Source organism: Pandoraea capi (assembly GCF_902459735.1).
Classification (GTDB): domain Bacteria; phylum Pseudomonadota; class Gammaproteobacteria; order Burkholderiales; family Burkholderiaceae; genus Pandoraea; species Pandoraea capi.
Genome location: NZ_CABPRV010000003.1, coordinates 183,898 through 210,894, shown reverse-complemented (window position 1 = coordinate 210,894; position 26,997 = coordinate 183,898). Strand labels below are relative to the sequence as shown.

Genomic DNA, 26,997 nt, shown 5'->3' with positions numbered 1-26,997 from the left:
CCGGGTGACGCCACACGGCGCGCGCCCGAACGACGGTGTCCGAGGGAGCGACCGTATGCAACACGACATCGTCATCATCGACGCCGTTCGCACCGCTATCGGCGAATTCGGCGGAACGTTGCGGGAGAAGACGCCCGCATATCTCGGTAGTACGGTCGTCCAGTCGTTACTCAATCGCACCGGGACCTCCGGCGACGCCGTCGATCAAGTCGTCTTCGGCAACGTCCATCAGACCTCGGCAAGCGACATGTATCTCGCCCGGCGCGCCGCCATTGGCGGCGGTGTAGCGCCACGCGCCGGTGCATTGACCGTCAATCGCCTGTGCGGTTCAGGACTGGAAGCCGTGCTCCTCGCCGCACAGTTCATTGATTCGGGAGAAGCGCAGACCGCCATCGGGGGTGGCGCGGAGACCATGAGTCTCGCGCCCTACCTGCTGCCCGCGAATCGCTTCGGCTCGCGCCCCGGCGATGTCGTCGCCACCGACACGCTCATGGGCGGTCTCACCGATCCGATGACAGGGGTTCATATGGGGGAGTTGGGCGAGCGCATCGCCGAACGCTTCGACATCGACCGCGCGCAGCAGGACGCCATCGCGCTCGCCTCACATCAGCGCGCCGCCCATGCCATCGATGCCGGTTACTTCGACGCGCAGATCGTGCCGGTTGATGTGGGCAGTGCGCGCAAGCCGGCGACTTTCACGCGAGACGAACGCGTACGGGTCGCGCCGTCCCACGAAGATTTTTCTCACCTCAAGCCTGTGTTCCGTCGCGAAGACGGCACGATTACCGCCGCCAATGCGTCCGGCATCAACGACGGCGCGTCGGCTGTCCTGATGACGACGGTGCGCAACGCACAATTGAGACGGTTGCGCCCGCTTGCACGTCTCATCGCGCATGCACGGGTAGGCGTCCTGCCGGAAGAGATGGGCATCGGCCCTGTCGTGGCGACGCGCGAAGTGCTCAGGCGCGCAGAACTCCGCATCGAGCACATGGGCGTTATCGAGATTAACGAAGCTTTCGCATCGATCGTCGGCGCATTTCTGAAGGAGATGTCGCTCGACGCGTCACGCGTCAATCCCAACGGCGGTGCGATCGCATTGGGCCATCCGGTCGGCGCAACGGGAGCCATGATGGTGACGAAAGCCGTCTACGAATTGCAGCGCACCGGTGCGCGCTACGCGCTGGTGACGACCTGCATTGGTGGCGGACAGGGGATTGCGGCTATTTTTGAGCGGTTGTAGTTTGTGGCGACGTTAGCGAAGCCGCCGGGAAGCTTCGCGTTGATTCTAAGAATCTTGGCCAGCGCACTCGGTGCCTAGGGCGTTAGGAGCGACTCAACTCTGGGAATGGCTCGGGCCAAACTGGGCGCTCGCCGTGCGGCTCTTTCGGCGCTCCAGCACGTCCGTACAAAGTCGCTCATGTGGATGTTGTAGCCAAGTCCCACGGGAGACGTTGCCCCTTTCATCGGCAACATCTCGTCGCGGAGTTCGCGTCGCTTGCATCTTTTGATGATTCCTAGAAGGGTTTGCTTCGGGTCAATCTCATCTTCCGGTTGCGCGGGGAACACATCTTTGCTCACGTTCGCAAAATGTGAAAGGCCCACATGATCGGCCAAGACCCACGCTTCGGCCTCCCGGACCGCCAAGCGCATCGCGAGACGTTCACTCGGATGCCTCGGAAGCCACAGGTCGCGCTGTTCCACAACGCACGCCGCCTGATCCGCATCAGCGACCATCAGGACAGGCATGACATTCTCCGCGACGTTGTTCATCGCGGGGATCTTTTGCCTGAACTTGCTTTCGCCACCCGAGACAAGACGTTGCTTGACCTCGAATGGCAATCCCACATGCGCGAGAATCGCTTCCGCCAGAACACAGCACAGCTCGTCTTCACCGACGACAAAAACGGCCGTCATTCAAACAATCCGAGTTGATCGATACCTTGCGGATGCGTTTTGGGCAACAAAACCTCCGCTGGTGTTAATCCTGCTTCCATCAAACCAAGTTCTTGTTTGTCGGCGACCCGGGCAAGCGTGCCGTCGTTTGCTGGTTCCAACAGAATGATCGCTCTTCCATCGAGAGGATTACTAAGAAGCGCTTCACTGTGAGTCGTAATAATCACTTGTCGGCCAGAGGCCTTCTGCTTTCTAAGTACACGATCAATCATCAGAGGAATATGCGCCACAATCGCGTCGTTCAGCGAAAGCTCCGGCTCTTCAAGAAGCAACAGCGAATTGTTTTCTTGCAACATCCAAAGGAGCCCGAGAAGTCTCAACGTTCCATCCGAAAATTGATCCTCTCGTTGCCAGGCCCCGTGCGTCCGCCAATGCTGATAAGACGCCATCAAATGAGGAAGGCCAGTAATTTTGTCCTGCTCGAACTTGAGTTGATTGAACTGAGGGACCGCCTTTTCCAAGGACTGCTGGATTCTGCGCAAGCGAGCGTCCCGCGTTTTTTGGGGCGTTTTTGCTATCCGTTGCAACAATCCTTGTCCGAACGGATCACCCTCTGCGATACGAGAGGAGATTTCGGTATGTCGAAGTAACTGCGGGACGAGGTGAAGGTACGTGGTCTCATGGAAAAAATCGGCAACTTCGCGGAACTCAGTGTTTGAGTTAATCTGCTCGATTGCCGTTTGCGTCCGTCGCAGCTTGTCTGACTTGTCTAATTTGTCGGGCCGATTCAGCACCGATTTCCCAGCGCGAGAAACCGTTTCACGGGTTACCAGAACCCGATGCAGACCTTTGCCTTCCGGCTTGAACGCAAGGGTGTACTCCCATATCGGCGGAGAATCTACGTCGTCAGCGATCGCAACGAAGATTTCAACCTCATTGTCGGTTCGCGCCTGCAAACAGCGAAGCTTCTTTAAGCCCCCTCGGTCTTCAACAGCCTTTTGAAGACCACCGCCAGCGGGCCGACAGATGTCACGGAGAAACCGAAACACATCCAAAAGGTTCGATTTCCCCGAAGCGTTCGCACCGATGATGTACGTTCGACTCCCTAGCGGAACATCGAGGTGTTTGAAGTTACGCCAATTTTTCAGTCTGAGTCGAGTAATCAGCATGTTCGGAGCCGGAAGTCGCTTCGGTGTATCGAATGAGTAAGAGCTGGCGACCTTGAGGCAGGGCCGAGCTTGGCAAGTATAGCGTGAGGCCAACCTGTGGCCATCAAGCGTGTCGAGTCTCCACCCGACAGGTTCGTGCTTGAAAGGTGATGCAAACGAACCGCAAAAACGAATCTGAGATTCTTCACATTTAGCGGGAATCGAGTGCTTGCGACGGCATCCCCGAACCCCGAATCCGCCGACCAAGGATATTCCCTATCGAAGCATCGGAATGTTCTGAAAATCAATAAGTGCCCTAGAATGCGACTCCGAACGCGTGGTGCCCTTGCCGTCGCATCCTTAATCTTGTTCCGTCGCGCCTCAAACGCGGCCGGGTTTGGCGACCCAATCGATGTTTTTTCTAGGGCACACAGCCGTGTTTAGTCGCGGCTTCGCTGTGCACGCGATCTCGCGCTTCACCTTTACGGGTGGGCCTGGATTGGGACACCTTCGGGTGTGCCGTTAATCCTAGTACATCGGCGGTTCGCCAACCTAGTCCAGTGCCCGCCCACCCCTGCGCAATGCAGCAGGTGGCGGGAATCGCAGATCGACTAGATAAAGGTGCTCCGCATGACACTTCATCTCCCCGCAACGTCTTTAGCCCACTCGTTTATCGACAAACTGAGCAATCTCTCTGAACGTATTCTTGCGCTTACGACTTGTACCGTCACAGACACCGGCAAGGCAATTCCTCATCGGTTTCTGCTCGCGATCTTCGAAGAGCTTGGTGACATGACGGTCGAACTCGTCTGTGAATGCCAACAGTTGAAGGTCGACACTCTCGACGCATGATCGTCTCGCCGTTGTTCATCTGAACGCGCCAACCGTGCGCGGCCAATTGTTACGACTGTCGTCCCAACGCCGCATGATTTCAATCACCCAAAAGCAAACGCCACGCAGTAATGCGTGGCGCTCGTTTTTGCGTACAACTCAGAAGCAGGGGCTCGCACCTGCGTGCAGGCCCCGCGTGATTACTCGTCCAGCACCTTGTTCCCGGTCTCTTCGAACATCGACACGGCGATAAGCGAGACGACCACGCAAACGATCATGTACCACGCCGGGGCCATCTTGTTGCCGGTCACGCGAATCAGCCAGCCCGCGACGAGCTGTGCCGTGCCGCCGAACACCGACACCGAAATCGCATACGCGCTCGACATGTAACCGGCACGCAGATGCTTCGGGAAGTTCTCCGGCATCAGCGCATATGCCGGGGCCGAACCCATCGTGTAGCAGAACATCAGCACGATCAGCGCCGCCAGCACGACCGGCAGCGACGGGTAGTGCGTCATGATCCAGAACGCCGGGTAGAGCAGGACGATGAGCGCCACGCGTCCGGCCATCGTGAGCGGCTTGCGCTTGCCCATCTTGTCCGACCACGCGCCGTAGATCGGGCACATCACCAGCGAGATCGTGCTGGCAGCCACGCCCGCGAGCATCGACATCTTCGGCGGCAGACCCAGGTACTGAATGCAGTACGTCGGCATGTAGTACATCATCACGTACGTCGACACGGACATGCCCGCGATCGAGAAGATCGTGAGGAACCAGTTACGCACGTACACGCCACGCTTCGGGTCGTCGCGACCGGCGACAGCCTTCGCCTTCGGCGGCTCTTCCTGAATGTGACGACGCAGATAGATACCGACCGGCGCGATCAGCGTGCCCAGCAGGAACGGGATACGCCAGCCCCAGCTGTGCATGGTGTCGTCCGAGAGCAGGAAGCCGAGGCTTGCCGCCAGACCCGAACCGAGCAGGGCGGCTGCGCCCTGGCTCGCCAACTGCCAGCTCGCGCGGAAGCCACGGCTCTTCGCGCCGCCCACTTCCAGCAGCGTCGCCGTCGCTGCACCGAACTCGCCGCCCTGCGCAAAGCCTTGCAGCAAGCGCGCGCTCACAATCAGCAGCGGTGCCGCGAGACCGATCTGCGCATACGTCGGCGCCAGTCCGATGGCCGCCGATCCCACCGCCATCAGCAAGATGGTCAGCGTCAGTGCCGGCTTGCGGCCCGCGCGGTCGGCGTAGCGACCCAGCACGATGCCGCCGAGCGGGCGCATCACGAAGCCCACGGCAAATACCGCGAAGGCGAGCAGCGACGACATGATGGGGTCGTCCGCCGGGAAGAACTGCTTGCCGATCGTCAGCGCGAAATAGCTGTAGACCGTGAAGTCGAAGAACTCCAGCAGGTTGCCGATGACGGCGGCAAAAACGATCTTGCGTTGCTGCGCGGCGGACATTTGCGACGCTGTCGACGACGGGGCGCCGTCAGTTGCGAACGACGGCGATTGGGTTTGCGATGCAATGCTCATGCGCGGTCCTTGGCAAGAAAGCGTTCGACCAGACGCGTCCAGAAGGCGGCACCGATGGTCAGATTGTCGTCGTTGAAATCGTATTTGGCGTTGTGCAGCATCGGGCGGCCTTCGCCGTTACCGAGGCGGATGAAGCAGCCCGGCACCTTCTGCAGGTAGTACGCAAAGTCTTCGCTGCCCGCGATCGGCGGGAACGGCGCAATGATGTGCTCGTCACCGACCAGCTCTTTCGCCACGCTGTGCGCGAACTCGGTCTCGGCTTCGCTGTTCACGAGCACCGGATAACCGCGGATGTACTCGATATCGGCGCTCGCGCCATACCCTTCGGTGTGCGACTTCACCAGTGCACGGATGCGCTCTTCGAGCGTGGCGCGCACCTTCGCAGAGAACGAGCGCACGCTCATTTCCATCGTCGCCTCTTCCGGAATCACGTTCGGCGCGAAACCCGCGTGGAACGTGCCGACCGTTACCACGGCCGCTTCGGTCGGGTCGATGTTGCGCGCGACAACCGTTTGCAGCGCCATGACGAGGCTGCTGCCGATCATCACCGGATCGATGGCCAGATGCGGACGCGCAGCATGACCGCCACGGCCGTGAATGCGAATCTTGACGGTATCGCAGGCCGCCATGAGCGGGCCGGCACGGAAACCGAACGTGCCCGTGGCAATACCCGGATGGTTGTGCAGCCCGAAGATCGCTTCGCACGGGAAGCGCTCGAACAGGCCATCGGCAATCATCTGCTCCGCACCGCTGTTCGAACCGGCTTCTTCCGCCGGCTGGAAAATCAGATTGACGGTGCCGTCGAAGTTGCGCGTCTTCGCGAGTTGCTGGGCGGCGCCGAGCAACACGGTCGTATGACCGTCGTGGCCGCACGCATGCATCTTGCCGTCATGAACGCTGGCATACGCCAGTCCCGTCTGTTCAAGGATCGGCAGCGCGTCCATGTCGGCACGCACGCCGACCGTACGCGGGCTCGTGCCCACGGTGAGCGAGGCCACCACGCCGTGACCGCCGACGTTACGGGTGACCCGATACCCCCAACTCTCCAGCTTCTCGGCCACGTAACGCGACGTGTCGACTTCCTCGTAGGACAGTTCGGGGTGTTGATGGATGTGGTGACGAATATCGGCCAACTGCTCGCGCGCATCGGCCAGATCGCTCACCTCGCAATAGCGAATCTCGCTCATCGGGGGCTCCTCTCTTTTTGAATAACGCGGAGTATTGCACCGACGAAATTTCGCACCCATGACGCAAACCACGTCAGAATGTTGCTTTCAAGGCAACAGTTGCGGGTATCCGGCTATCGGCACGATGTCTGTATCGACAGCAAAAACCAACGTCGATTCAAGGACTTGGCAAACCAATCGGCCCATTCGCCCGAGCGTAGCGGTGAAACAACGATGAAACCAATGATGACCGGCGATTCATGGATGGACGACATCGGCGAGCGTGCGCTCAAATACCTGGCCGAAATTGCCGCGACCGGCGGCGTGCGCATGGCTGCCGAATCGCTCGGCGTGAACCCCTCGGTGGTCAGCCGTCAGATCGCGGCGCTGGAGCGGCGTCTGCGCTTCCCGCTCATCGAGCGACGCGGACGCAACGTGAGCGTCACCGAAATCGGTCAGGTACTCATCGACTACTACCGCGACGGCCAGCGCCGCCAGCGCGATCTGTCGGCGCGCCTTGAGGAATACCGGCATCTGAAGCGGGGACGGGTGGCGATCGGCGTAGGCGAGGGCTTCATCGGGCGGCTGATCGCGCAGGCGTTGCAGCGCTTTTCGATGAGCTATCCCGACATCCTCGTCGAGATCCGCTCCGGTCCCACGCCTGCGGTGCTCTCGCTCGTGCGTGACGATGTGGTCGACATCGGCCTGTGCGCGCGCTCTGAGGACGACCCGGCCATGCGCATCCATCCCTTCGCCGCGAAGGCGCTGTGCGCCGTGGTCGCCCCCACGCACCGATTCGCGAAGATGACCAGCGTGCCGCCATCGGAACTGGTGCATGAGCGGCTCATCTTCATGACGGAAGCGCACGGCGTGCAGCATTTCGTGCACTCGGTGCTCGATACTGCCCGGCTTAACGTAATGCCCGCCTATCGCGTCGACCTGTTCAATACGGCGCAGACGCTCGCCGCCGCCGGTCTCGGCGTGGCGTTCATGTCGGCGATCACGGCGCGACGCGGCATCGAACTCGGCGAACTGGTCGCGGTGCCCATCGATCATCCGATTGCTGCGGGGTTCTCCAGCCAGATGATGACCCGCGTCGGACGCCGTCTCTCGCCCGCGGCCGATCACCTCTGGAAGCAGCTCGCACAAAGTCTCGCCAATCGCTGACCCTTCCGGACGCCCTGCCGTTTTGGTCCTGCACTGAAAAGGGTGTCCGTAGATGGCGTATGATCGGCCGGGTGTTGGACAAGCCCGCCTGATCAAGTAATGACGACTGACTCGAACCAACCCGCCCACCGGCGACTCCGCGCGCGCTTCGTCGCGATTTCCTGGCGAGATCTCGCCGTCTCCTTCGGCCCCGTGGTCCTGATCGCGATTGCGGCCATCTGGCTTGCCGTGTGGCTCGTACAACCGGCGCCGCCACGCACCGTCACCATCAGTGCCGGACCGGAAGGCAGCTCGTTCTGGAATGCGGCGCAGCGCTACAAGACCATCCTCGCGCGCGATGGCATCACCCTGAACGTGTTGCCCTCGGAAGGCTCGCGTCAGAACGTCGAGCGTCTTGCCGACGACCACCAGAACGTCGACCTCGGCCTCGTGCAGGGGGGCGTGTCGCAGGGCCTCGATACCGACGGCCTCGTGTCACTCGGCAGCATGTTCTACGCGCCCATTTCAGTGTTCTATAGCGGTCCGCGCGTCACCAAGCTCTCGGACTTCGCCGGCAAGCGCATCGCCATCGGCCGCGAGGGCAGTGGTGCACGCGCGCTGTCGCTGACGTTACTCAAGGCGAACGGCATCGAGCCGGGCGGCGCGACCACGCTCACGGCCTATGACGGACAGGAGGCCGCGCAGGCGCTGATCGACGGTCGCGTCGACGCCGCCATGCTCACCGGCGACACGGCCACCGGTCCGACGATGGGCAAGCTCATCCGCACGCCCGGCGTCCGGCTGATGGACTTCTCACAGGCCGACGCCTATACACGCCGCTTTACCTATCTCAACGTGTTGACGTTGCCGCGCGGGGTCTTCGACCTCGGACGCAACCTGCCCGCCCAGCCGGTGCACGTCATCAGCCCGACGGTCGAACTCGTCGCCCGGGAAAGTCTGCACCCGGCGCTGTCCGATCTGCTGATCGAGGCCGCGCGCGAAGTGCACGGCAAGGCAAATCTGCTGCAACGTGCGGACGAGTTTCCGTCGTCGCAGGTACACGAATTCCCGATCTCGGACGACGCCGCGCGTTATTACAAGTCGGGCAAGGGTTTCCTGTACCGGCATCTGCCGTTCTGGATTGCAAGCCTTGCCGATCGCATCGTCGTGTTGCTCGTGCCGATCATCGTGGTGCTGATCCCGGCCTTCCGGCTGGTGCCGTCGCTGTATAGCTGGCGTGTGAAGTCGCGGCTGTATCGCTGGTACGGCGCGCTCATCGCGCTGGAACGCGAGGCGCTGGCGGACAACGCCCACACGGAATATCAGAACCTGCGGCACCGGCTCGACGCCGTGGAGGCTGCCGTCAACCGGCTGAAGATTCCGCTCGCCTATGCCGACCAGTTCTACGTGCTGCGTGAACACATCGGCTTCGTGCGGCAACGGCTCGACGCCATGAACGCGGAGCCCGTCGCCCCCACCGGTGACGCTGTCCGGCGTGCCGGCGGCGTCCCCGCCGCGCCCGCTGAAGGTGATGACGGCGACGGCAAGACGGGCGGGCAACAGTCGAAAGACGCATGACGCTCATCTCAAAGAAAGGCTTATGCAATTCATAATCGACACAAGCTTTTCTTATGACAAGGGTCGGCGCACACTACTGACATTCGCGGACCGGAACGCCGGTCCGTCTTGACATCTCATGCTCCGGTTCGCTCGTATGTCGTCGCCTGACCCCTCTCATCCGTCTCATTCCCCGGCATCGTCTTCGTCGGCGGCAGCGTCCGACGTGGGGGCTTCGCGTCGCATCGGCACCGAACTCGCGCGCAGCGCTTGCACCGTGCGGCCTGTGCGTGACGACGATCTGACCGCCATCACGACCATCTACGCTCACCACGTGCGCACCGGTTCGGCGTCGTTCGAAGAAGTCCCGCCAGACGAAGCGGAGATGCGCGCGCGCTGCGCGAAGGTGCGCGACGCCGGTCTGCCGTATCTCGTCGCCGAACGCGACGGCAAGGTGCTGGGATACGCGTACGCCACGCACTACCGTCCGCGCTCGGCGTATCGGTTCACGCTGGAGGATTCGGTGTATATCGCCGCCGACGCTATCGGGCAAGGTGTCGGCCGCGCATTGCTGCTCACCCTCATCGCGCGTTGCGAAGGCGGCCCGTGGCGGCAATTGATCGCGAATGTGGGCGACAGCGGCAATCGGGCGTCGCTCGCGCTGCACGCGGCGTGCGGTTTCGAGCATGCGGGCATGCTCAAGTCCGTCGGCTTCAAATTCGGGCGCTGGGTCGACACCGTGCTGATGCAACGCCCGCTGAACGCCGGGGATACGACGCTGCCGGAGTGATCGCCCGATCGCGCATCAAAACGGCGAGGCGCGATCCAGTTCCTTGTAGTGACGGAAGATACCGGTGGTGTTGAACGCGACACGCCGGGACGACTTCAGATACGCCGCGACCAGCGGCGCATCCGCGACGGCGTCGCGCACCGCCTGACAGCGAGGAAACGCCCTGGCAAAGCCCGACATGGCGCGTGGAAACGCGTAATACAGCCCCTCGATCACCTGAAACAGCGACAGGTCGGCATACGACATCGCGCCCTCCGACAGCCATCCGCCCGCGTTCGGGTTATTCGCCAGTACACGTTCGAAATAACCGAAGAATTTCGGTAGCCGGTAGTCGATCAGATCGGCCGTGCGCTTGCGCGCCTCCGCACGCTGGTTGCTGTAATAGAGACGGCTGGAGATGGGATGATGGCCGTCGTGCACTTCGGCGACGAGGTCGGCAAGCGTGAGTTGCAGTTGATTGACCCAGCGGCGCGCACGCGGCGATTCGCCGACCAGACCCAGCAGTGGTCCGAGATAGCCGAGGATGTTCGCGGTCTGCCCGATCAGCTCGTCGCCCGAGGCGTGGCGCACACGCAGGAAGGGCGGGGCGTAGGGCGGGTCGACGCAGCCGGGATCGTCCATCGTATGCAGAAGCCCGTCGATGCCCTGCCCGGGTTCGTCACCCTGAACGATCTCCACATACGGTGTGCCGCTGGCCTCGAAGGCGAGACGGACAAACTCGCCGCGCCCTTGCAGGCCCGGCCAATAGAACAGCTCGAAGGTCATGCACCCTCCTCAGGCTCAGGAAGCGCCTGGCTGCATCTCCACGCGATTCTTGCCCTGTTGCTTGGCGCGGTACAGCGCCAGATCCGCCGACTCGATCAATGAGGTCGACGCCATGTGCGTGCGCGGCACCAACGCCGCGCCGCCGAGACTGATCGTTACATGCCGGCCGTTGGCCGAGCCCACGTGCGGAATTGCCATCGCTTCGATCTGCGCGCGCACCTTCTCCGCAATCGCCGCCGCCCCGCTGGCCGACGTGTTCGGCAACACCATCACGAACTCTTCGCCGCCGAAGCGCGCCGCCAGATCGGCCGGACGTGACGCCGCGTCTGCGATGGTGCGCGCCACGCGACGCAGCACGTCGTCACCGGCAATGTGCCCGTAGGTGTCGTTGTAGATCTTGAAGTTGTCGACGTCGATCATCAGCAGCGCCATCTCGCGCTGCTCGCGCAAGGCACGGCGCCACTCCGCGCCGAAGTATTCGTCGAAGTAACGACGATTGGCGAGTCCGGTGAGGCCGTCGGAATGCGTGAGCCGTTGCAGCTCCAGGTTCGTCTCCAGCAACTGCTGCTGACTCTCGCGCAGCGCGCGATAGGCTTCGTCGCGTTGCAGCAGGTTCATGTAGGAGCGCGAGTGGTAACGAATGCGGGCGACCAGCTCGATGGTGTCGGGCAGCTTGACCAGATAGTCGTTAGCGCCCGCCGAGAAGGCTTCGCGCTTGATCGTCGACTCTTCCTTCGTGGACAGCACGATGATCGGAATGTCGCGCGTGAGCGGACTGGCGCGGTACTGGCGCACGAGCGAAAGGCCGTCGGTGCCCGGCATGACGAGATCCTGAAGAATGACCGTCGGGCGTGTCTGTTCAGCCACACGCAACGCGTCTTCCGGACTCGAACAATAGTGGAAGTCGATGTTCGGCTCGCCGGCCAGTGCACGGCGGATCGCTTCGCCGACCATCGCCTGATCGTCGACCAGCAGCACCATGGCAGACGATTCGCTCAGGCTGCTCTCGCTGCCGATCGGCTGCGGGTCCGGTTTGGGTTGGCGCGGGGTTGTCGTCATCGTTGTTCGTCCCTCTGATTCTTTCATCTCGTTATTCTGCTCACACGGTGCCGAATAGCGTCACCAACTGTGGCGCAATGCTCGGCAGCGGCAGAATCTGCGAGGCCGCACCCGCTTCGGCTGCCGCTTTGGGCATGCCGTACACCGCACTCGTTGCGCGGTCCTGCGCGATCGTAATGAAACCCTGCGTGCGCATGGCGCCGAGGCCTGCGGCGCCGTCGCGCCCCATCCCGGTCAGCAGCACGCCGACCGCCCGCGAGCGCCAGTGCTCGGCCACGCTGCCGAGAAACACGTCGATGGACGGACGATACACCGCATCTCTGGGTTCGTCGGTATACACGCAGCGCCCGCTCGCGTCCACTCGCAAATGCCGGTTGCCGCCCGCCAGCAACACCGCCCCGGCGACCGGGCGCTCTCCCGCCTCGACCAACCGGACCTTGAGCGGCGTCTGCTGATCGAGCCACGCCGCCATGCCCGGCGCGAAGGCATCGTCCACATGCTGTACGACGATCACACCCGCACCGAAGTTCGCCGGCAGTCGCCCGAGCAACGTGGCCAGCGCTGCCGGGCCGCCCGCCGAGGCGCCGATGGCCACCAGCGCGTCAGTGCCGGACGAGACGCGCGGCGGCGCACTCGTCTGCGGCACCCGCGCATCGGCCTGCTGTGCGGCAATCGCTTCGATCTTGGCGAGCAGCGACGACGCAGGACGTGCGAGGTCCGACGCCCCCAGCACCGGCGTGTCGACCGCGTCGACCGCGCCTGCGCCCATGGCGTCGTAGACGAGGCTCGCGTGATGCCCCACGTCGGACGTCACGATCAGAATCGGGCACGGTGTGCGGCGCATGATCTCGCGCGTGGCGGCCACGCCATCCATGACCGGCATGACGAGATCCATCAGTACGAGATCGGGCGGCACGGGTGAGCACATGCGTACCGCCTGCTCGCCGTCGTGCGCGACCCAGACGACCTCCAGACCCGGCCGCTGCGCGAGCGTACGGCGAAGGGCTTCTACTGCGATGACTGAATCGTTGACGATGCCGATTCTCATGACCCCGACTCCCCGATGAGATCCACGACAGCGCGCAACAACGCGTCGTCGTGGAAGCTGCCCTTCGCGAGGTAATAATCGGCACCCGCATCGAGTCCGCGCTGTCGATCTTCCTCACGATCCTTGTATGAAACGATCATGACCGGCAGCTCCGCCGTGCGTGCATCGCGCTTGATCAGGGTGACCAGCTCGATACCGTCCATGCGTGGCATGTCGACGTCGGTGATCACCATGTCGAACGTCTCGCTGCGCACCGCGTTCCAGCCGTCCATGCCGTCTACCGCCACCCTCACGTCGTAACCGCGCGCCGCGAGCAACTTGCGCTCCAGCTCGCGCACGGTCAGCGAATCGTCGACGACGAGCACCCGCTTGCGTGAGCGCCCGCTCGTCTGCGCCGCCCGCATCGGCAGCCGTTCCAGCGATCCCATCTCCACGGCCTTGGCAATCGAGCGCACCAGATCGGCCGTGTCGATGATGAGCAACGGCGAGCCGTCTTCGGCCAGGGCCCCCGCAGCGATGTTGGGCACCTTGCCGAGCCGGGCGTCGAGCGGCTGCACGACCAGCATACGCTCGCCGAGGAATTTATCGACGGCTAAACCGTAGCGCGCCTCGCCCTCGCCAAAGACCACGACCGGCTGATCGCCGGAAACGCCCGATGGCTCCGTGCCGCACAGCACCTGCTGCGCGCTCACGAGTCCGATCTGTCTGCCGTCCAGCGTGAAATGCGGACGGCCTTCGAGCATGTCGATATGCTCCTGCGGCAACGCCAGCGTACGCGACAGGTTCGCAAGCGGCAGCGCGTACGGCTCACCGGCGACCTCGACGAGCAGGCTGCGCACCACCGAAAGCGTCAGCGGCAATTGCAGAATGAACTTCGTGCCGCGCCCCGGCGAATGTTCGATACGCACCGTGCCACGCACCATCGCCACCATCGCGCGCACGGCATCGAGGCCGACCCCGCGCCCCGACACATCCGTGACCGTGTCGCGCAGCGTGAAGCCCGGCAGCATCAGGAATTCGAGCAGTTCGTCGTCGTCCAGACACTGCGCGGTGTCCGGTGCGACCAGTCCCCGCTTAACGACGGTGTCGCGCACACGCGCGATGTCGATACCCGCGCCGTCGTCGGCCACGCTCACGAGCAGCAGCCCCGCACTGTGGCGCGCGCTCAGGGTAATGACGCCCTCGGAAGGTTTGCCCGCCGCCGCGCGCCCCTCCGGACTTTCCAGCCCGTGGTCGACGGCATTGCGCAGCAAGTGTCCGAGCGGCGCTTCGAGCTGGTCGAGAATGTCACGGTCGACCTGCGTATCGGCACCACGAATTTCGAGTCGCGCGGGCTTGCCGAGCGAGCGGCCCAGATCGCGCACCATGCGGGCGAAGCCGCCCAGGCGATCGTCGATGGGCCGCATACGGCACGCGAGCGCTTCGTCATACAGACGCTGCGAGAGTTGCGTCGAGCGCCGGTCGAAGTCGTCGAGTTCGTGAATCTGCTGCGCCAGCAACTGAGCGCCCCCGCCCAGCGCGCGGCGAAGATCCGCCAACGCCGAGAGCATCGCCTGACGGTCTTCGTCCGAACGGTCGGCCACTTGCGCGAGCGCCGAACTCACGCGATCCAGCGCATCGCCCGCCTCGTGCTGATGACGCTTGAGGCGCTGCAACGATTGGGCGAACGGTTGCGACCAGCGCGACGCCACCAGCGCCTCGCTCGACAGTCGCAACAAACGATCGAGGTTGTCCGCCGAGACGCGCAGCGCACGCGTGGCGTTGTCCGAGGCATCGGCGTTGCCCGCGGTGTCGGCACTACCCGGTGCATCGAACGTCTCGCGTTTGCCGGTCGTGTCAGGTGGCGAAGACAGCGATGGGGATGGTGATAGCGACTGCGTCTGTGACGAAGGTGTCGAGGTGGACAGCATCGACGTAGACACCGGCTGTGGTGCCGTCGGTGTCATTGGCGACGTCGTGTCGTCAGAGAGGGCAGGTGTCTCGTCAGCGTCACGGGTCGACAGGCCATAGCTGGCGTAGTCGAACGCCTCCGGCGCTTGCGACGACGCGGCGGCCTGCGCGCCATCGCCGGCAAGCGACGCCAGCGTTTGCGTGAGCGCGCTCACGAAGGTGTCGATCTCTGCGCGACCAGCGCCTTGCGCCCAGTTCGGATCGCGCCCCGGCGGATGCGCGAGACGCATCAGCAAATCCACGCCCTGCAACAGCCGGTCGATGATCGGCACGTCCAGCACGAGCGCACCGCGTTGTGCGGCGACGAAGGCGTCTTCAAGCACGTGAGCGAGCGACACTCCCGCTTCCACGCCGACGATTCGCGCAGCGCCTTTGAGCGAGTGTGCCGCCCGCATGCAGGCTTCGAGCCGGGACGCATCGGTCGGGGCGCGTTCGAGCGCGAGCAGCCCGTCGCCGAGCACTTGCGCCTGCGTCTCCGTCTCCATGCGGAACAGGTCGAGCAGCGTGGCGTTTTGCAGATCGTCGCTCATGCGAGGCTCCGGTCGAACGCCGCGCCCACGCGCAACGGGTCGAGCACGCCGACGATATGGTCGCGCCACGGCAGCACTGCCACGGCAAACCCATCCGACGCACCCAGCGCCGTCGCGGGCACCGGCCCCAACGCCGTACTCGCGGGGGTGACCGTACCGTGCACCTCCGTTACGGGAAACGCGCTCAGGTGATGCCCATGACGCAACGCCAGCAATCGCGCCGTGCTCGCACGCAGGGTGTTCGTGGCGGACGTCTGCGTTTGCGGTGCGGGTTGCACGCCAAGCAGTTCGCCGAGCGACAGGCACGGCACAAGCGCGCCACGCAGGTTGACGAGTCCGAGCAGCGCGCGCTGACGATGCCCCGGCACCGAATGCCAGCCACGCATCGGCGCGACTTCTTCGATCGTAGCGGCAGGCAGCGCCAGCCATTCGTCGGCGAGACGGAAAACCAGCAGCGACGTGCCGCGCACCATCTCCTGTCCGTCAGCCTTGGCGCGCCACGGCGTAGGGTCGACAGGCACGACCGGCAGACGGTCGAGCAGTTCGGCGGCTTTGCGGTGCAGCGAACCGGCGGGCGGCGTACCGGGAGATCCGGGCGGCCCGGCAGTGTGGGAGCGCTCGCCGGACACGGGACCGGCGTCAGGCGCAATTTCGTGATCGGTCATCGATGTCGTGTCCCGTGGCGATGCCTCTGGTCATGCGATTCGGAAGTCGTCGTAGTGTTCGTCGCGTTGCGTTCGGCACGTTCGGCTCTGTCGGCGCGCTCCAGCAAACGTTTCGCGCCCGCCGCATCGCCACGCGCGTCGAGCAGCGCGGCGCAGTGAACGAGCGCTTCGTAGTGTCCCGGGTCGAGATACAACGCGCGACGGTAGTGAATGAGCGCACCCTGGGCGTCGCCGCGAGCATCCTCGACCAGCCCCAGCAGATATTCCGCCTGTGCGTTGGCGCGGTCCGTAGCGAGTACAGCGCGACACAACGCGACGGCACGCACGAAGTCGCCGGCATCGGCGGCGGCCCCGGCTTGCGCCAGTTGGGCAGCAAGGTCAGCGCGGGCGGCGGCATCGATGCTCTCGAACGCAGCGGGTCTCGCCGGCTCCGGTGACGCAGCGCTGGGTGGCGCGAAAGATCGAACGCTCGACGCTGCGGCGGCGGCTGGGGCGGCATGCGCCACATGAGCCACTTGCACCGCGTGCGTCGGCCGGTGTTGCGCGATAGCGTCGACGGGGCTGCGCGGCACGCTCGCATGGAAGGTCTCGAGCGTGCCCGTCGGACGCGACGTCCCGGCCGGCGGCACCTTCACGTCGCGCACCGGCCCTGCGACACGGAACGAAAACGCCTGCACGTGCCCGGTCGGCGCCAGCCCGTTGCTGGTGAGCGTTCCCCCTTCGGCCGGTCCGGCGAAGAGCGTCGCGCCCATGCGCATAAGCTGTTCGAGCGCCGCGATGGCACGACGCTGCCCGTCGCGATCGAAATAGATCAGCACGTTACGGAAGAAGACGAAATCGAACGTGCCCAGCCGGTCGACGAGCGACGCGTCGAAGAGATTGCCCGCGTGCCACCGCACCTGCGAACGCAGAGCGCCGATGACACGGAAGTTCTCGTCTTCCGGAGTGAAATAGCGGTCGCGAAACAGCATCGTGCCCGGCGGGCCGCGAAACGAGTTGCGCCCGTAACGCCCCTCACGCGCCACGGCGAGCGCACGTTCGCTGATGTCGAGCGCATCGATGGTGAAGTCGTTCGCCGCGAATCCCGCGTCGAACATCGTCATCGCCATCGAATAGGGTTCTTCGCCGGTCGAGCACGGCAGACTCAGCAAGCGGATGGGCTGCGCTTCGCGCGGTGTGCCGCGACGCGACGCGCGCGCCTCCTGCGCCATCTGCGTCAGCGCCGTGAATGCTTCGCGATGTCGGTAGAACCATGTTTCGGGCACCACGATCGCTTCAATCAGCGCCTGAAGTTCCTGCGGCGATTGTTGCAGTCGCTGCCAGTAACGCGAGTAGGGCGGCGTGTCCTGCATCTCGGCAGAGAGGGCGGCAAGACGTGCACGCACCGCGCGTTCGATGGCATTGACGCCGAGCGTTTCGGCATCGAGTCCCATCGTGTCGCGCAGCAAACGTTCGATGTCCTGCACGTGGCTCATGACGACGCCCTCGCTGCGTTGACTTCGTTCACTTCGCCGGCCCCGTTCGAGTCACCGTCGGCGGCAGCGGCATCGGCCGCCTCATCCGCCAGCGCATCCTTCGCGGCGTCGAACAGCAGCGCACGAGCGTCGTCGCTCAGCAACTGGTCGATGTGCACCCACTGCACGAGCCCGTCTTCCGTATCGAGCACCGGGCCGAGATAGCGGCCCTCGGGCAGATCGATGCCGCTCGACTTGAAGGCGGCGGCGTCCGCGCGCAAGGTGTCGGTCGCCCGCTCGACGAGCACGCCGAGCCGACGCGCCTGCGGGCCGGGTGCGGGGTAGTGCACGAGCACCAGTCGCGTCGAGCGTCGCTCGGGCGCGCCGTGCCCCGTGGCCAGACACGTCAGATCGATGACCGGGACGGATTCGCCCCGGTAGCTGAACGCCCCCGCGACCCAGGCAGGCGCCGCAGGCAGGCGCTTGAGCGCCAGCCACGGCAGCACCTCGGCCACATGACTGGCTTCGATGACGTAATGATCGGTCGCGATAGCAAAACGCAGGAACAGCATGTCGGTGTCCGCGAGTGACGACGAGGTTACGGTGTATCGGTAACGTCAGACCAGACCCGAGGGCGGGAGCGCCTGCACCTTGAAGCGCGACACCCCGCTCTTGAGCCCGTTGGCGACATGATTGAGTTCTTCGATCGCCTGACTCGATTGCTGCAACGACTCGGCCGTCTGCTGCGCAGCTTCGGAGAGTTGCACCAGCGCCTGATTGATCTGCTCGGCACCGGTCGCCTGCGCCTGCATGCCTTCATTGACGACCTGGAAGCGTGGCGGCAGCGTCTGCACCTGCGAAATGATCTGCGCGAGCTGATCGCCGACCTGACGCATTTCGTCCATGCCGCGACGCACTTCCTCGGAGAACTTGTCCATGCCCATGACCCCGGCCGACACGGCCGACTGGATCTCCTTGATCATCTGTTCGATGTCGTAGGTCGCCACGGCAGTCTGGTCGGCAAGACGACGGATCTCCGTCGCCACCACCGCGAAGCCGCGCCCGTACTCCCCGGCCTTCTCGGCTTCGATCGCCGCGTTGAGCGAGAGCAGGTTGGTCTGGTCCGCCACCTTCGTGATCGTCGTCACGACCTGATTGATGTTGCCGGCCTTCTCGTTGAGGATGCCGAGCTTGCCGTTCACGGAGCCTGCCGCTTCCACCACGTGACGCATCGCCTCTTCCATGCGCGTGAGGCCGATGTGGCCCGTGCCCGCGAGGGATGCCGCATGTTCGGCAACGCCCGCCACTTCGGTCATGGTGCGCGCCAGATCGCGTGACGTTGCGAAAATCTCACGCGACGTCGCGCCGATCTCGGTCGTGGTCGCTGCCGTCTCCGATGCCGTCGCCTGTTGCTGACGCGACGTCGCGGCAATCTCGGTCACCGATGTCGTGACTTGGAGCGCCGATTTCTGCGCCTGTCCGACGAGGCCCGTCAGTTCGTCCGTCATCCGGTTGAAGCCCGACTCCAGGGCGCCGAATTCGTCTCGGCGCTCCAGATCGAGACGCTTGGTCAGATCGCCCGCGCGCATGACTTCCAGAATCTGCATGACGCTCGCAAGCGGCACGCTTATCGCGCGGAACAGCAACCAGCCGGCCAGCACAGCCACCGCCAGCGCCACCACCAGCGTGATGAGCATCGTGGCCTTGGCTGCCGTCACCGCTTCGCCGATGTTGTGCGTGGCGTCGTCGGCGTAGGTCTTGTTGGCATCGACGAGGCGCTGAATGGCCGCACGTCCGCGTCCCCATTCCGGGTAGAGCTGCTCCGTGAGCATGGCGCGCGCGGCGGGCATCTGACCGTCGGCGACGAGCTTGAGCACCTGCGTGCTGATGCGACTGTACTGGCTGCGTGTGCCGCGCACTTCGTCGTATTGCATCTTGTCGACCGGGCGATTGACTGTCTTGCCATAGTCCTTGAGCCAGCCATCGATGCGGGTATCGGCAGCGCGCAGGGCGTCGAGGTCGACGGCACGCGTGCGATCGTTGTCGTCGATGGCGACGACCTGCTGGAGCAACTGGTAGCTTTCGAACCACGCGCCACGAAGCATCGTGCTGTAGTAGAGGCCGGGCGCGGAATCGTCTTCCACACTGCGGGCCTCCGCTTCGATGGCGGACAGCCGCGTATAGGCAATGCCTGCCATCAGGGCCATCAAGGCAAGGATCAGGCCAAAACTGGCCAGAATGCGATGTCGGATCGACCAGTGTTTCACGCCGCGCTCCCGTTCGGGTTCATGCCCGGTGCCAAAGGGGGCGACGCGGGCCTTTTTGAGGTTACGCCGATTCTATTACAGCGGCCCGGCCGGGCAACGCCGGTCAGGCCGTGTATTTGGGTTTATTTCTGATTCGATGCGCATTCCCGGGCACAGAATGCGCCCGGGTGAACCACGATTCGGATGCCGGGTGACGGCACCGGCGGTCAGGGGATCAGCGGGTCAGTTCGCGCAGCGCGTCCGCCGTCATGGGGGCGAGCGCCAGCGGGGTGGCTGCGGACGTCAGAGCGCCGAGCGACGCCGCATTGTCCGGGCAGACGCTGCCGTCCGGCAGGTAGAGATTGTTCTCGAAGCCGATCCGGGCGTGGCCGCCCTGCAACACGGCGGCCAGTGCGCACTCGGCCTCGCGCGGACCAAAAGCGCACATCGCCCACGGCGTAGCGTGCACGTCTTCGCCCAACGCCTGCGCCCCCGTCTGCCAGGCGCCGAGAAACGGCAGCAGGTCGGACGGCGAGGACAACTGGCCTTTGCTGTAGCGGCCCAGCACGAACAACACCCAGTGACGACCCGTAGCAATCGCGCCGCTCGCGCGCAGACGCCAGTAATGCGCAACGTCTTCGGTGTCGTACAGGATGTATTGCGTGACGATGTTTTCCTGCCAGAGCCATGCGAAGAACGCTTCGGCCGCCGGCGCGTGCGCCGCATCGGGCAACACTTCACGCAGCGCCACGGAGATGGCCTCGGGACGCAGTGCCTGCACCGTCGCGATCTGCTGCTCGGGCGTGTAGATGCCGACGGCTTCGGTCGTCACCTGCAAGACGAGCGCGTTGCCGACGGCGCGACGCACGGCGGCGATCCCGGCCGTGTAGTCTGGCACTTCAAGGCTGTGCGTGCCGTCCGGCTTGCGCACGTGCAAGTGGATCATCGCAGCGCCCGCGTCCAGACATGCCTTGGCGCATGCGCCCAGTTCGTCCGGTGTCATCGGCAGTGCCGCGTGGTCGGCGTGCGTTCGACGCGCGCCGTTGGGAGCGACGGCCAGCGCGTAGGCCCGCGTCATGCCAGACCTCCGGCCTTCACACCGGTCACGTCAGCCACCGACAGCGCCAGACGCTCCACGATACGGTCGATGTCGTCCGGCTGGCAGATGAACGGCGGCGCGATCAACGCATGGTCGCCATGCACGCCATCGACCGTCCCGCCCATCGGATAGATCAACAGGCCGCGCGCCTTGGCAGCGGCCTTCAAACGGGCGTGCGTCCTGTCGGCCGTGGGCAGGGTCTGCTTCGTCGCCCGGTCCGCAACGAATTCGACACCGACGAACAGTCCGCGACCGCGCACATCGCCCACGTTCGGGTGATCGGCGAAGACCTCGCGCAAACGCGCGCGCAACTGCTCGCCGCGCGCCTTCACGTTCTCCAGCAGGTTCTCTTCGGAAATCGTGCGCTGCACGGCCAGCGCCGCCGCGCACGCCATCGCGTGTCCGAGGTAGGTGTGTCCATGCTGGAAGAAGCCCGAGCCGCCGACCACAGCGTCGAAAATCCTGTCGGTGCAGAGCATCGCGCCGATCGGTTGATACCCCGCGCCGAGACCTTTGGCGATGACCAGAATGTCGGGCGTCACACCGTCTTCCTCGCACGCGAACAGATGGCCGGTGCGGCCCATGCCGGACATGACTTCGTCGAGCAGCAGCAGCACGCCGTACTTGTCGCACACGGCACGGATACGCTTGAAATAGTCGCCGACCGGTGGCACCGCGCCAGCCGTCGCGCCGACCACCGTCTCCGCGACGAACGCGATCACCTTGTCGCCGCCGAGCTCCAGAATCTTCGCTTCGAGTTCGTCCGCCAGACGCTGCACATAGGCCGCATCGCTCTCGCCATCGACACGCTCGCGATAGGCAAAGCACGGCGAGACGTGATGCGCCGGCACCAGCAGCGGCAGGAACGGTTCGCGCCGCCACGCGTTGCCGCCGATGGCCAGCGCGCCAAGCGTATTGCCGTGATAGCTCTGACGACGCGCGATGAAGTACTGACGCTGCGGCTGACCGATCTCGACGAAATACTGACGCGCCAGCTTGAGCGCCGCTTCCACGCCCTCCGAGCCGCCACTCACGAAGTAGACATGATTTAGATCGCCGGGCGCGCTCGTCGCCAGCGTGTCGGCCAGATGCTCCGCGACTTCCGTCGTGAAGAACGACGTGTGAGCATAAGCCAGTTGCGCCGCCTGCTGCTGCATCGCCTCGATCACGCGGGGATGCCCATGACCCAGACAGGAGACCGCCGCGCCGCCGCAAGCATCGAGATAGTGCTTGCCATTGCTGTCGATCAACTCGATTCCCTTGCCGCCGACCGCGACGGGCAACGTCTGGCGCGGGTTGCGGTGAAACACGTGAGTCATGCCTGGACCTCTGACGAAAATTGGCTGCAAGACGGTAGTGAATGTCGTGTGGCGATGTCGCAGTGCACGACGGCCGGACAGCCGCCGTCGCCCCGGACGATGACGCTCAGTGTAGGCGTATCGCCCCCTCATTGCAACATATGTATCATTCATTTTTACGTCGCAACACTTTACGCAACACCCTTACCACACTCGCTGTTTCATCACAGGCCACAGTCGCGAGGGAAAGCCCGTGCGCACCGACGGCTTTTCATGCAACAATCGTTACATTCTTTCGTCGCCGTGTTGCCATCCCCCAATGACACAAGCCACAGCGCTGCCGCAGACGCTCGACCAACTGAACACACTGTTGCGCGAGCGCTACCCCCAACTCAGTCCGCAATTTCAGGCGGGCGCGCGTTTCCTGCTCGATCATCCGCAACGCGTGCCGATCAGTTCCATGCGCGCGATTGCTGCCGAAGCGGGCGTGCAACCGGCCACGTTCGTGCGCCTTGCGCAGCATCTCGGCTTCGACGGCTGGCACGGGCTTCGTGAACTGTTTCTGGAATCGATCCGGCTCGGGCCGCAGCCTTACGCGAGCCGTGCGCGGCAAGTGATTCGCGAGGGCGACGCCGCGCGCATGGTGCCGGAGATGTTTCGCGTGCAGCACAACAACCTCGACCTGACGGAAGCGGGGGCGAATGCGTCGCTGGGGGCGGCGGTCGATTTGCTTGCCAGCGCAGGTACCGTGCACGTGGCGGGCTTTCGCGCGTGCTTTCCCATCGCCTTCACGTTTCAGTACGTCTATCGTCTGTTCCGGCCGACGGTGCATCTGATTCGTGGCGAGGCGGGCACGCTGGAGATGGAATTGCGGGCGCTATCGGCGCGCGATGTGGTGGTCGTCATCAGCTTCGCACCGTATTCGAACGAGGCGCTGATCGTCGCCCGGGCGGCGCACGCGGCCGGCGCGCGCGTGCTCGCCCTCACGGACTCGACCGTCTCGCCGCTTGCCCTCGACGCCGACGTCACGGTGCTGTTCTCGCATGAAAGCCCGTCGTTCTTCCCGTCGATCACGGCAGGCATTGCCGTGGTGGAGACGCTCGTCGAAATGCTGCTCGCCCGCAAGGGGCGCGGCGCAGTGCGCGCACTGGAACTGGCCGAAGATCAGTTGCACGGCACCGGGGCTTACGTCAGCCCGACGGGAAGCCCCGCAGCGGGCGGCGGCATGCCGCGCGTCAAACCGGACGCCTGAGCGTTGCGGACGCGGCGCCCTCGCGGCGCAGCGATATCGCCAACGCCATACTCCCCGCGATCAACGCGGCAGTGAACAGGGCGAGCGCCACGGGCATGCCGAAGTGATCGGCGAGCCATCCGCTGGTCACGACAGGCACCGAGAAGCCGAAGTAGGCGAACAGGAAATACCCCGCTGCCGCGCGCGCCCGCAATGCCGGTGCGACCGCTGCATTGACCGCCGCCAGGCCGCCGAGATACGTGAATCCATAGCATGCCGAACTCGCGATGATCGCGCCGACGAGTAGTGCCGGCAGATTGACGTACACCACGCCCAGCGCCAGCACCACGAAGCCGAGCGGCACCAGTATCAGACCGGCGCGCACCGCCCGCACCGGCGCCATACCGCGCGCGGCCGGCTGAAACAGCAATCCTGTCGAGACGACGAAGAATGTGGCAAAACCGGCCCATGCCGCATGACCGTGCGCGGCCAGCGCCGACGGCACCACCCCGATGACAACCCCCACTGCCGCCCACGCCAGCAGAATCGCCACCCCCAACGGCACCGTGCCGGGGGCCAACACCGGCCAGCGCAGCCACGGCACGTTCGGGTGACGGGCAGGGGCGGGGAGCCCCGCCACCGCGAGCGCCGCGACGAACGCGAACGGCAGATACGCCCACAGACTCGCGGGCGGCAACATCGACGGCGCAACGATCAGGCATACCCCCGTCGCCAGCGCCCCCGTGCCGAAGCCGAGCGACGTCGCTGCGGCCACCAGCGCCGCGCCGCGCGTGGCGGCATCGTCCCGTTCGCCGTACAACTCAGTCATGTAGGCCGTGCCGCTGCCCGCGACCAGCCCCGTCGCCAGCCCATAACAGGCACGGGCGCCGCCCAGGGCGACGAGCGTCGGCCAGCGCAACGTCAGCCAGGTGCCCACGAGGCCCAGCAGCAACGCCGCCGCCAGCGGCAACTGGCGTCCCACACGATCCGACAGTCCCGCGAGAAACAGCAACGCGGGCACGAGTGCGCCCACGTAACACGCGAAGGCCAACGCCTGCGCACCCGCACCGTGGCCGCTCGCCGCCGCGTAATGCGGCACCAGCGGCGCTTGCAGATTGACGGCGAACGTCACGAGAAACAGTTGCAGCGCAAGCAGCGCGACGGGCCAGCGGGACGGATTCGACGACTGGCGATCCGGCGATGTCGTGGAGGCAGCGTGATGAGGCATGAGGTCAACCGAAGAGGTATCGAAGCGAGGGTGCGACCCGTTCAGCCGGGCGTGCGAATGAAATTGCGGACGGCCCAAACAGCGCAAACGGCACAGACGCGGGAGACGCCGGGGGAGATGAGGCCGAGCAGGCCGCACCGAAGCCAGTATTGCGGCCTCATCAATCCAGTGCAATTATTGAATTGTCCTGAAATCAATTTCCGTATCTCGCGCATCGCGTCTTTCAACACACCTTTGCCATGCCCGCGCCCGCCCGCTATCTCGATCACGTCGAGCGTCTCACCGAAGCCATCGCCACCGGCGATCTCGCCTCCGGCACGCGCCTGCCCCCGCAACGCGATTACGCCGACACGCACGGCCTCGCCACCTCCACCGTCACCCGCATTTACGCCGAACTCGCGCGGCGCGGTCTGGCGGTGGGCGAGGTCGGACGGGGCACCTTCGTGCGTTCACCGGCGGTGGGTGCCGCCGCCGCTTTCGCACAATGGGCACCGTCGCCGGGCGTGCTCAAAGGTGTCGATCTGGCGTTCAACTATCCCGTGCTGCCCGAGCAGGCCGAGGCGCTCCGGCAGGCGCTGCGCGAGATGGCATCCGGCGGAGATCTGAGCGCATGGCTCGCCCACACGCCGCACGACGGTCATCTGTCCGACCGTCGCGCCGCCGCGCAGTGGCTCTCGCGGCGCGACGGCGTCGCCGTCTCCCCCGATGCGCTGGTCGTCTGTGCGGGCGGCCAGCACGCGCTCGACGTGTTGCAGCTCGCGTTGTGCCGCGCGGGCGAACCGGTCGCCGTCGAAGCCCTGACGTACCCCGGCTGGAAAGCGCTGGCGGCCATGCGCGACGTGCCGCTCGTCGCGGTATCGATGACACCGGACGGTCTGGACCCGCTCGCGCTGGACAAGCTGTGCCGCTCGCATGCGGGACGCCTGCGCATCGTCTACACGATGCCGACACTGCACAACCCGCTCGGCGGCGTGATGCCGCTCGCACAACGCATGGCATTGGTGGAGGTCGCACGCCGTCACGACCTGCTCCTGATCGACGACAGCGCCTATGGCTTTCTCGTGGCAGATGCCCCGCCGCCGCTGCGCCTGCTCGCGCCCGAGCGCACCTTCGAGGTATGCAGTCTCTCCAAGCCCGCCGCGCCGGGGCTGCGCATCGCCTATCTCATCGCACCGGTCGAGTGGCGCGCCCGCGTGCATGCCGCGATGCGGGCCAGCGTCTGGAGTGCCGCGCCGTTCATGGCGCAGTTGGCGTCGCGCTGGCTGAACGACGGCACGCTCGACGACTGGATCGTACGCAAGCGAGCGCTGGCCGCACAACGTCAGACCATCGCCCTGCAATGCCTCACCGGGTTGGGGTCGGCGGGCTATGCCGGGGCGTTTCACAGGCTGCTACCGGTGCCGGCACCGATGCGCTGCGACGACGTCGTGGCGGCCCTTCAGACGCGAGGCGTCGCCGTGACGCCCGTCGATGCCTTCGCCGCGCCAGGGCAAACCGCGCCGTCGGCCATTCGCGTTGCCCTGGGCTCGCCGGACACCGACGCCACACTGCAAGCCGCGCTGATCCAGGTGGCCGATGTCGTCTCGGGGCGCCACCGCGCGTGATCGGTCCGGGCGATGTCTGCGAAATGCCTGCCGCGGGGCGTCGATGCCACCCGATGGCAGGCAGTAGCGCCATCCTGCTGAGATGACGCCGTCGTCAGATTCTTTTATGATCGACGTGCTCCCTGCGGCCGTGCCCGACGAACCGATCCAAGGCATCATCCGGCACGGCATCGCGCAGGCTTCGTCCCCGTCGACAATACCAAGGACTCCGAATGTCGCTTATCCGCTCCTCTCGCGCCCGCTCGCTGGTGCTCGGCACCGCGCTCGCCATTGGCGCCGGCGTGGCCGCGCCCGCGTTCGCCGCGTCGAACCTCTCCTTCATGAGCAACTCGCCGCTGGCCTACCTGCGCAAGGCGGACAACGAGTCGTTCGCCAAGGCCGCCCGCGTCGTGCTCGAAGAAAAGCAGGACAACGACACCACCGAGTGGACCAACCAGGGCACGCGCAACCCGGTTGCCATCGCCGCACAAATCACGCCGACCAACACCCAGAAAGACGGCGACAGGACGTGTCGCGATCTGGTCGTGCTGCTCACGGCCAAGGGTCAGGAAGTCACGCTCAAGCTGCCCGCGTGCAAGGCGAACGAGAAAGCCCGCTGGGAACTGCAAAAGCGCGGCACGCCGTAATTCAGGACGGCTCGCCGGTCTACGGCGACACGTCTGTCCAGACAAAAAACGCCGGCTCCGAGTTTTCGGGCCGGCGTTTTTCGTTGCCGTGTTCTGACACGACCGACGTGAAGTCAGGTCATGCCGTTCGC

The 26,997-nt window shown here is 64.8% G+C and carries 23 protein-coding genes; 8 read left to right on the top strand and 15 right to left on the bottom strand.

From position 1 onward, the window contains the following. Positions 1 to 55 precede the first annotated feature (55 nt). A complete protein-coding gene (locus PCA20602_RS07670) occupies positions 56 to 1,240 on the top strand; it encodes an acetyl-CoA C-acyltransferase (protein ID WP_150720718.1) in 1,185 nt (394 codons plus the stop codon). Between the two features lie 74 nt (positions 1,241 to 1,314). On the opposite strand, the gene PCA20602_RS07665 is transcribed toward PCA20602_RS07670, so the two are convergent. After that, positions 1,315 to 1,914, bottom strand: a complete 600-nt coding sequence (locus PCA20602_RS07665) for a hypothetical protein (RefSeq protein WP_150720717.1) — start codon at positions 1,912 to 1,914, stop codon at positions 1,315 to 1,317. Then, positions 1,911 to 3,062, bottom strand: a complete 1,152-nt coding sequence (locus PCA20602_RS07660; RefSeq protein ID WP_150720716.1) for an AAA family ATPase — start codon at positions 3,060 to 3,062, stop codon at positions 1,911 to 1,913. The genes PCA20602_RS07665 and PCA20602_RS07660 overlap by 4 nt, the downstream gene beginning before the upstream one ends. A gap of 609 nt (positions 3,063 to 3,671) precedes the next feature. Here PCA20602_RS07660 and PCA20602_RS07655 point away from each other — a divergent pair. Then, positions 3,672 to 3,893, top strand: coding sequence for a hypothetical protein (locus tag PCA20602_RS07655; protein WP_150720715.1), 222 nt, complete (start codon positions 3,672 to 3,674; stop codon positions 3,891 to 3,893). Between the two features lie 179 nt (positions 3,894 to 4,072). Here PCA20602_RS07655 and PCA20602_RS07650 read toward each other — a convergent pair whose 3' ends face one another. Next, positions 4,073 to 5,404 (bottom strand): MFS transporter, encoded by a 1,332-nt coding sequence (locus tag PCA20602_RS07650; protein ID WP_425495653.1) that lies wholly within the window; start codon positions 5,402 to 5,404, stop codon positions 4,073 to 4,075. Further along, a complete protein-coding gene (locus tag PCA20602_RS07645) occupies positions 5,401 to 6,591 on the bottom strand; it encodes a M20 aminoacylase family protein (RefSeq protein WP_150720714.1) in 1,191 nt (396 codons plus the stop codon). The genes PCA20602_RS07650 and PCA20602_RS07645 overlap by 4 nt, the downstream gene beginning before the upstream one ends. Positions 6,592 to 6,804: 213 nt before the next feature. Here PCA20602_RS07645 and PCA20602_RS07640 point away from each other — a divergent pair, with 213 nt between their 5' ends. The 3 genes from PCA20602_RS07640 to PCA20602_RS07630 all read left to right on the top strand — a co-directional run bounded on the left by PCA20602_RS07640 (position 6,805) and on the right by PCA20602_RS07630 (position 10,063). Then, positions 6,805 to 7,737, top strand: a complete 933-nt coding sequence (locus PCA20602_RS07640) for a LysR family transcriptional regulator (protein WP_246182079.1) — start codon at positions 6,805 to 6,807, stop codon at positions 7,735 to 7,737. A 99-nt stretch (positions 7,738 to 7,836) separates the two neighbouring features. Then, positions 7,837 to 9,294 (top strand): TAXI family TRAP transporter solute-binding subunit, encoded by a 1,458-nt coding sequence (locus tag PCA20602_RS07635; protein ID WP_150720713.1) that lies wholly within the window; start codon positions 7,837 to 7,839, stop codon positions 9,292 to 9,294. A 118-nt stretch (positions 9,295 to 9,412) separates the two neighbouring features. Continuing rightward, positions 9,413 to 10,063, top strand: coding sequence for a GNAT family N-acetyltransferase (locus tag PCA20602_RS07630; RefSeq protein WP_246182078.1), 651 nt, complete (start codon positions 9,413 to 9,415; stop codon positions 10,061 to 10,063). Between the two features lie 15 nt (positions 10,064 to 10,078). On the opposite strand, the gene PCA20602_RS07625 is transcribed toward PCA20602_RS07630, so the two are convergent. The 10 genes from PCA20602_RS07625 to PCA20602_RS07580 form a co-directional block, all read right to left on the bottom strand. Next, on the bottom strand, positions 10,079 to 10,828 hold the full coding sequence (locus tag PCA20602_RS07625; RefSeq protein WP_150720711.1) for a glutathione S-transferase: 750 nt from the start codon (positions 10,826 to 10,828) through the stop codon (positions 10,079 to 10,081). 15 nt (positions 10,829 to 10,843) lie between these two features. Further along, positions 10,844 to 11,887 (bottom strand): diguanylate cyclase, encoded by a 1,044-nt coding sequence (locus tag PCA20602_RS07620; protein ID WP_484549319.1) that lies wholly within the window; start codon positions 11,885 to 11,887, stop codon positions 10,844 to 10,846. Positions 11,888 to 11,927: 40 nt separating this feature from the next. Continuing rightward, on the bottom strand, positions 11,928 to 12,935 hold the full coding sequence (gene cheB, locus PCA20602_RS07615) for a chemotaxis response regulator protein-glutamate methylesterase (protein WP_150720710.1): 1,008 nt from the start codon (positions 12,933 to 12,935) through the stop codon (positions 11,928 to 11,930). Next, positions 12,932 to 15,415, bottom strand: a complete 2,484-nt coding sequence (locus tag PCA20602_RS07610; RefSeq protein ID WP_150720709.1) for a hybrid sensor histidine kinase/response regulator — start codon at positions 15,413 to 15,415, stop codon at positions 12,932 to 12,934. The genes cheB and PCA20602_RS07610 overlap by 4 nt, the downstream gene beginning before the upstream one ends. Beyond that, positions 15,412 to 16,080: a chemotaxis protein CheW gene (locus PCA20602_RS07605; RefSeq protein WP_150720708.1), complete on the bottom strand. Its 669-nt coding sequence runs from the start codon at positions 16,078 to 16,080 to the stop codon at positions 15,412 to 15,414. Before PCA20602_RS07605 ends, PCA20602_RS07610 begins: the two co-directional genes overlap by 4 nt. Beyond that, entirely contained in the window at positions 16,077 to 17,555 is a 1,479-nt protein-coding gene (locus tag PCA20602_RS07600; RefSeq protein WP_150720707.1) for a CheR family methyltransferase, read from the bottom strand. The genes PCA20602_RS07605 and PCA20602_RS07600 overlap by 4 nt, the downstream gene beginning before the upstream one ends. Then, positions 17,552 to 18,106 (bottom strand): chemotaxis protein CheW, encoded by a 555-nt coding sequence (locus tag PCA20602_RS07595; protein WP_150720706.1) that lies wholly within the window; start codon positions 18,104 to 18,106, stop codon positions 17,552 to 17,554. The genes PCA20602_RS07600 and PCA20602_RS07595 overlap by 4 nt, the downstream gene beginning before the upstream one ends. A 45-nt stretch (positions 18,107 to 18,151) precedes the next feature. After that, entirely contained in the window at positions 18,152 to 19,801 is a 1,650-nt protein-coding gene (locus PCA20602_RS07590; RefSeq protein ID WP_150720705.1) for a methyl-accepting chemotaxis protein, read from the bottom strand. A gap of 214 nt (positions 19,802 to 20,015) precedes the next feature. After that, positions 20,016 to 20,858, bottom strand: a complete 843-nt coding sequence (locus tag PCA20602_RS07585; RefSeq protein ID WP_150720704.1) for a beta-keto acid cleavage family enzyme — start codon at positions 20,856 to 20,858, stop codon at positions 20,016 to 20,018. Continuing rightward, positions 20,855 to 22,198 (bottom strand): aspartate aminotransferase family protein, encoded by a 1,344-nt coding sequence (locus tag PCA20602_RS07580; RefSeq protein ID WP_150720703.1) that lies wholly within the window; start codon positions 22,196 to 22,198, stop codon positions 20,855 to 20,857. The genes PCA20602_RS07585 and PCA20602_RS07580 overlap by 4 nt, the downstream gene beginning before the upstream one ends. 298 nt (positions 22,199 to 22,496) lie before the next feature. On the opposite strand from PCA20602_RS07580, the gene PCA20602_RS07575 reads away from it, so the two are divergent. Further along, positions 22,497 to 23,429, top strand: coding sequence for a MurR/RpiR family transcriptional regulator (locus PCA20602_RS07575; protein WP_150720702.1), 933 nt, complete (start codon positions 22,497 to 22,499; stop codon positions 23,427 to 23,429). On the opposite strand, the gene PCA20602_RS07570 is transcribed toward PCA20602_RS07575, so the two are convergent. Continuing rightward, positions 23,413 to 24,636, bottom strand: coding sequence for an MFS transporter (locus PCA20602_RS07570; protein ID WP_217432387.1), 1,224 nt, complete (start codon positions 24,634 to 24,636; stop codon positions 23,413 to 23,415). The two genes, PCA20602_RS07575 and PCA20602_RS07570, sit on opposite strands and share 17 nt — an antisense overlap. Positions 24,637 to 24,875: 239 nt before the next feature. Between PCA20602_RS07570 and PCA20602_RS07565 the strand changes: the two genes are divergently transcribed. Beyond that, positions 24,876 to 26,240: an aminotransferase-like domain-containing protein gene (locus PCA20602_RS07565; protein ID WP_150720701.1), complete on the top strand. Its 1,365-nt coding sequence runs from the start codon at positions 24,876 to 24,878 to the stop codon at positions 26,238 to 26,240. 212 nt (positions 26,241 to 26,452) lie between these two features. Further along, positions 26,453 to 26,866: a hypothetical protein gene (locus PCA20602_RS07560; RefSeq protein WP_174980892.1), complete on the top strand. Its 414-nt coding sequence runs from the start codon at positions 26,453 to 26,455 to the stop codon at positions 26,864 to 26,866. The last annotated feature ends 131 nt before the right edge of the window (positions 26,867 to 26,997 follow it).

What these genes read in the sequence shown, in the direction of transcription:
- PCA20602_RS07605 (WP_150720708.1), bottom strand. Translation starts at nt 16,080, where the DNA reads ATGACCGATCACGAAATTGCGCCTGACGCCGGTCCCGTGTCCGGCGAG.
- PCA20602_RS07595 (WP_150720706.1), bottom strand. Translation starts at nt 18,106, where the DNA reads ATGCTGTTCCTGCGTTTTGCTATCGCGACCGATCATTACGTCATCGAA.
- PCA20602_RS07625 (WP_150720711.1), bottom strand. Translation starts at nt 10,828, where the DNA reads ATGACCTTCGAGCTGTTCTATTGGCCGGGCCTGCAAGGGCGCGGCGAG.
- PCA20602_RS07650 (WP_425495653.1), bottom strand. Translation starts at nt 5,404, where the DNA reads ATGAGCATTGCATCGCAAACCCAATCGCCGTCGTTCGCAACTGACGGC.
- PCA20602_RS07585 (WP_150720704.1), bottom strand. Translation starts at nt 20,858, where the DNA reads ATGACGCGGGCCTACGCGCTGGCCGTCGCTCCCAACGGCGCGCGTCGA.
- PCA20602_RS07640 (WP_246182079.1), top strand. Translation starts at nt 6,805, where the DNA reads ATGAAACCAATGATGACCGGCGATTCATGGATGGACGACATCGGCGAG.
- PCA20602_RS07575 (WP_150720702.1), top strand. Translation starts at nt 22,497, where the DNA reads ATGACACAAGCCACAGCGCTGCCGCAGACGCTCGACCAACTGAACACA.
- PCA20602_RS07610 (WP_150720709.1), bottom strand. Translation starts at nt 15,415, where the DNA reads ATGAGCGACGATCTGCAAAACGCCACGCTGCTCGACCTGTTCCGCATG.
- PCA20602_RS07630 (WP_246182078.1), top strand. Translation starts at nt 9,413, where the DNA reads ATGCTCCGGTTCGCTCGTATGTCGTCGCCTGACCCCTCTCATCCGTCT.
- PCA20602_RS07665 (WP_150720717.1), bottom strand. Translation starts at nt 1,914, where the DNA reads ATGACGGCCGTTTTTGTCGTCGGTGAAGACGAGCTGTGCTGTGTTCTG.
- PCA20602_RS07565 (WP_150720701.1), top strand. Translation starts at nt 24,876, where the DNA reads ATGCCCGCGCCCGCCCGCTATCTCGATCACGTCGAGCGTCTCACCGAA.
- PCA20602_RS07635 (WP_150720713.1), top strand. Translation starts at nt 7,837, where the DNA reads ATGACGACTGACTCGAACCAACCCGCCCACCGGCGACTCCGCGCGCGC.
- PCA20602_RS07570 (WP_217432387.1), bottom strand. Translation starts at nt 24,636, where the DNA reads ATGCCTCATCACGCTGCCTCCACGACATCGCCGGATCGCCAGTCGTCG.
- cheB (WP_150720710.1), bottom strand. Translation starts at nt 12,935, where the DNA reads ATGAGAATCGGCATCGTCAACGATTCAGTCATCGCAGTAGAAGCCCTT.
- PCA20602_RS07620 (WP_484549319.1), bottom strand. Translation starts at nt 11,887, where the DNA reads ATGACGACAACCCCGCGCCAACCCAAACCGGACCCGCAGCCGATCGGC.
- PCA20602_RS07560 (WP_174980892.1), top strand. Translation starts at nt 26,453, where the DNA reads ATGTCGCTTATCCGCTCCTCTCGCGCCCGCTCGCTGGTGCTCGGCACC.
- PCA20602_RS07655 (WP_150720715.1), top strand. Translation starts at nt 3,672, where the DNA reads ATGACACTTCATCTCCCCGCAACGTCTTTAGCCCACTCGTTTATCGAC.
- PCA20602_RS07660 (WP_150720716.1), bottom strand. Translation starts at nt 3,062, where the DNA reads ATGCTGATTACTCGACTCAGACTGAAAAATTGGCGTAACTTCAAACAC.
- PCA20602_RS07645 (WP_150720714.1), bottom strand. Translation starts at nt 6,591, where the DNA reads ATGAGCGAGATTCGCTATTGCGAGGTGAGCGATCTGGCCGATGCGCGC.
- PCA20602_RS07600 (WP_150720707.1), bottom strand. Translation starts at nt 17,555, where the DNA reads ATGAGCCACGTGCAGGACATCGAACGTTTGCTGCGCGACACGATGGGA.
- PCA20602_RS07670 (WP_150720718.1), top strand. Translation starts at nt 56, where the DNA reads ATGCAACACGACATCGTCATCATCGACGCCGTTCGCACCGCTATCGGC.
- PCA20602_RS07580 (WP_150720703.1), bottom strand. Translation starts at nt 22,198, where the DNA reads ATGACTCACGTGTTTCACCGCAACCCGCGCCAGACGTTGCCCGTCGCG.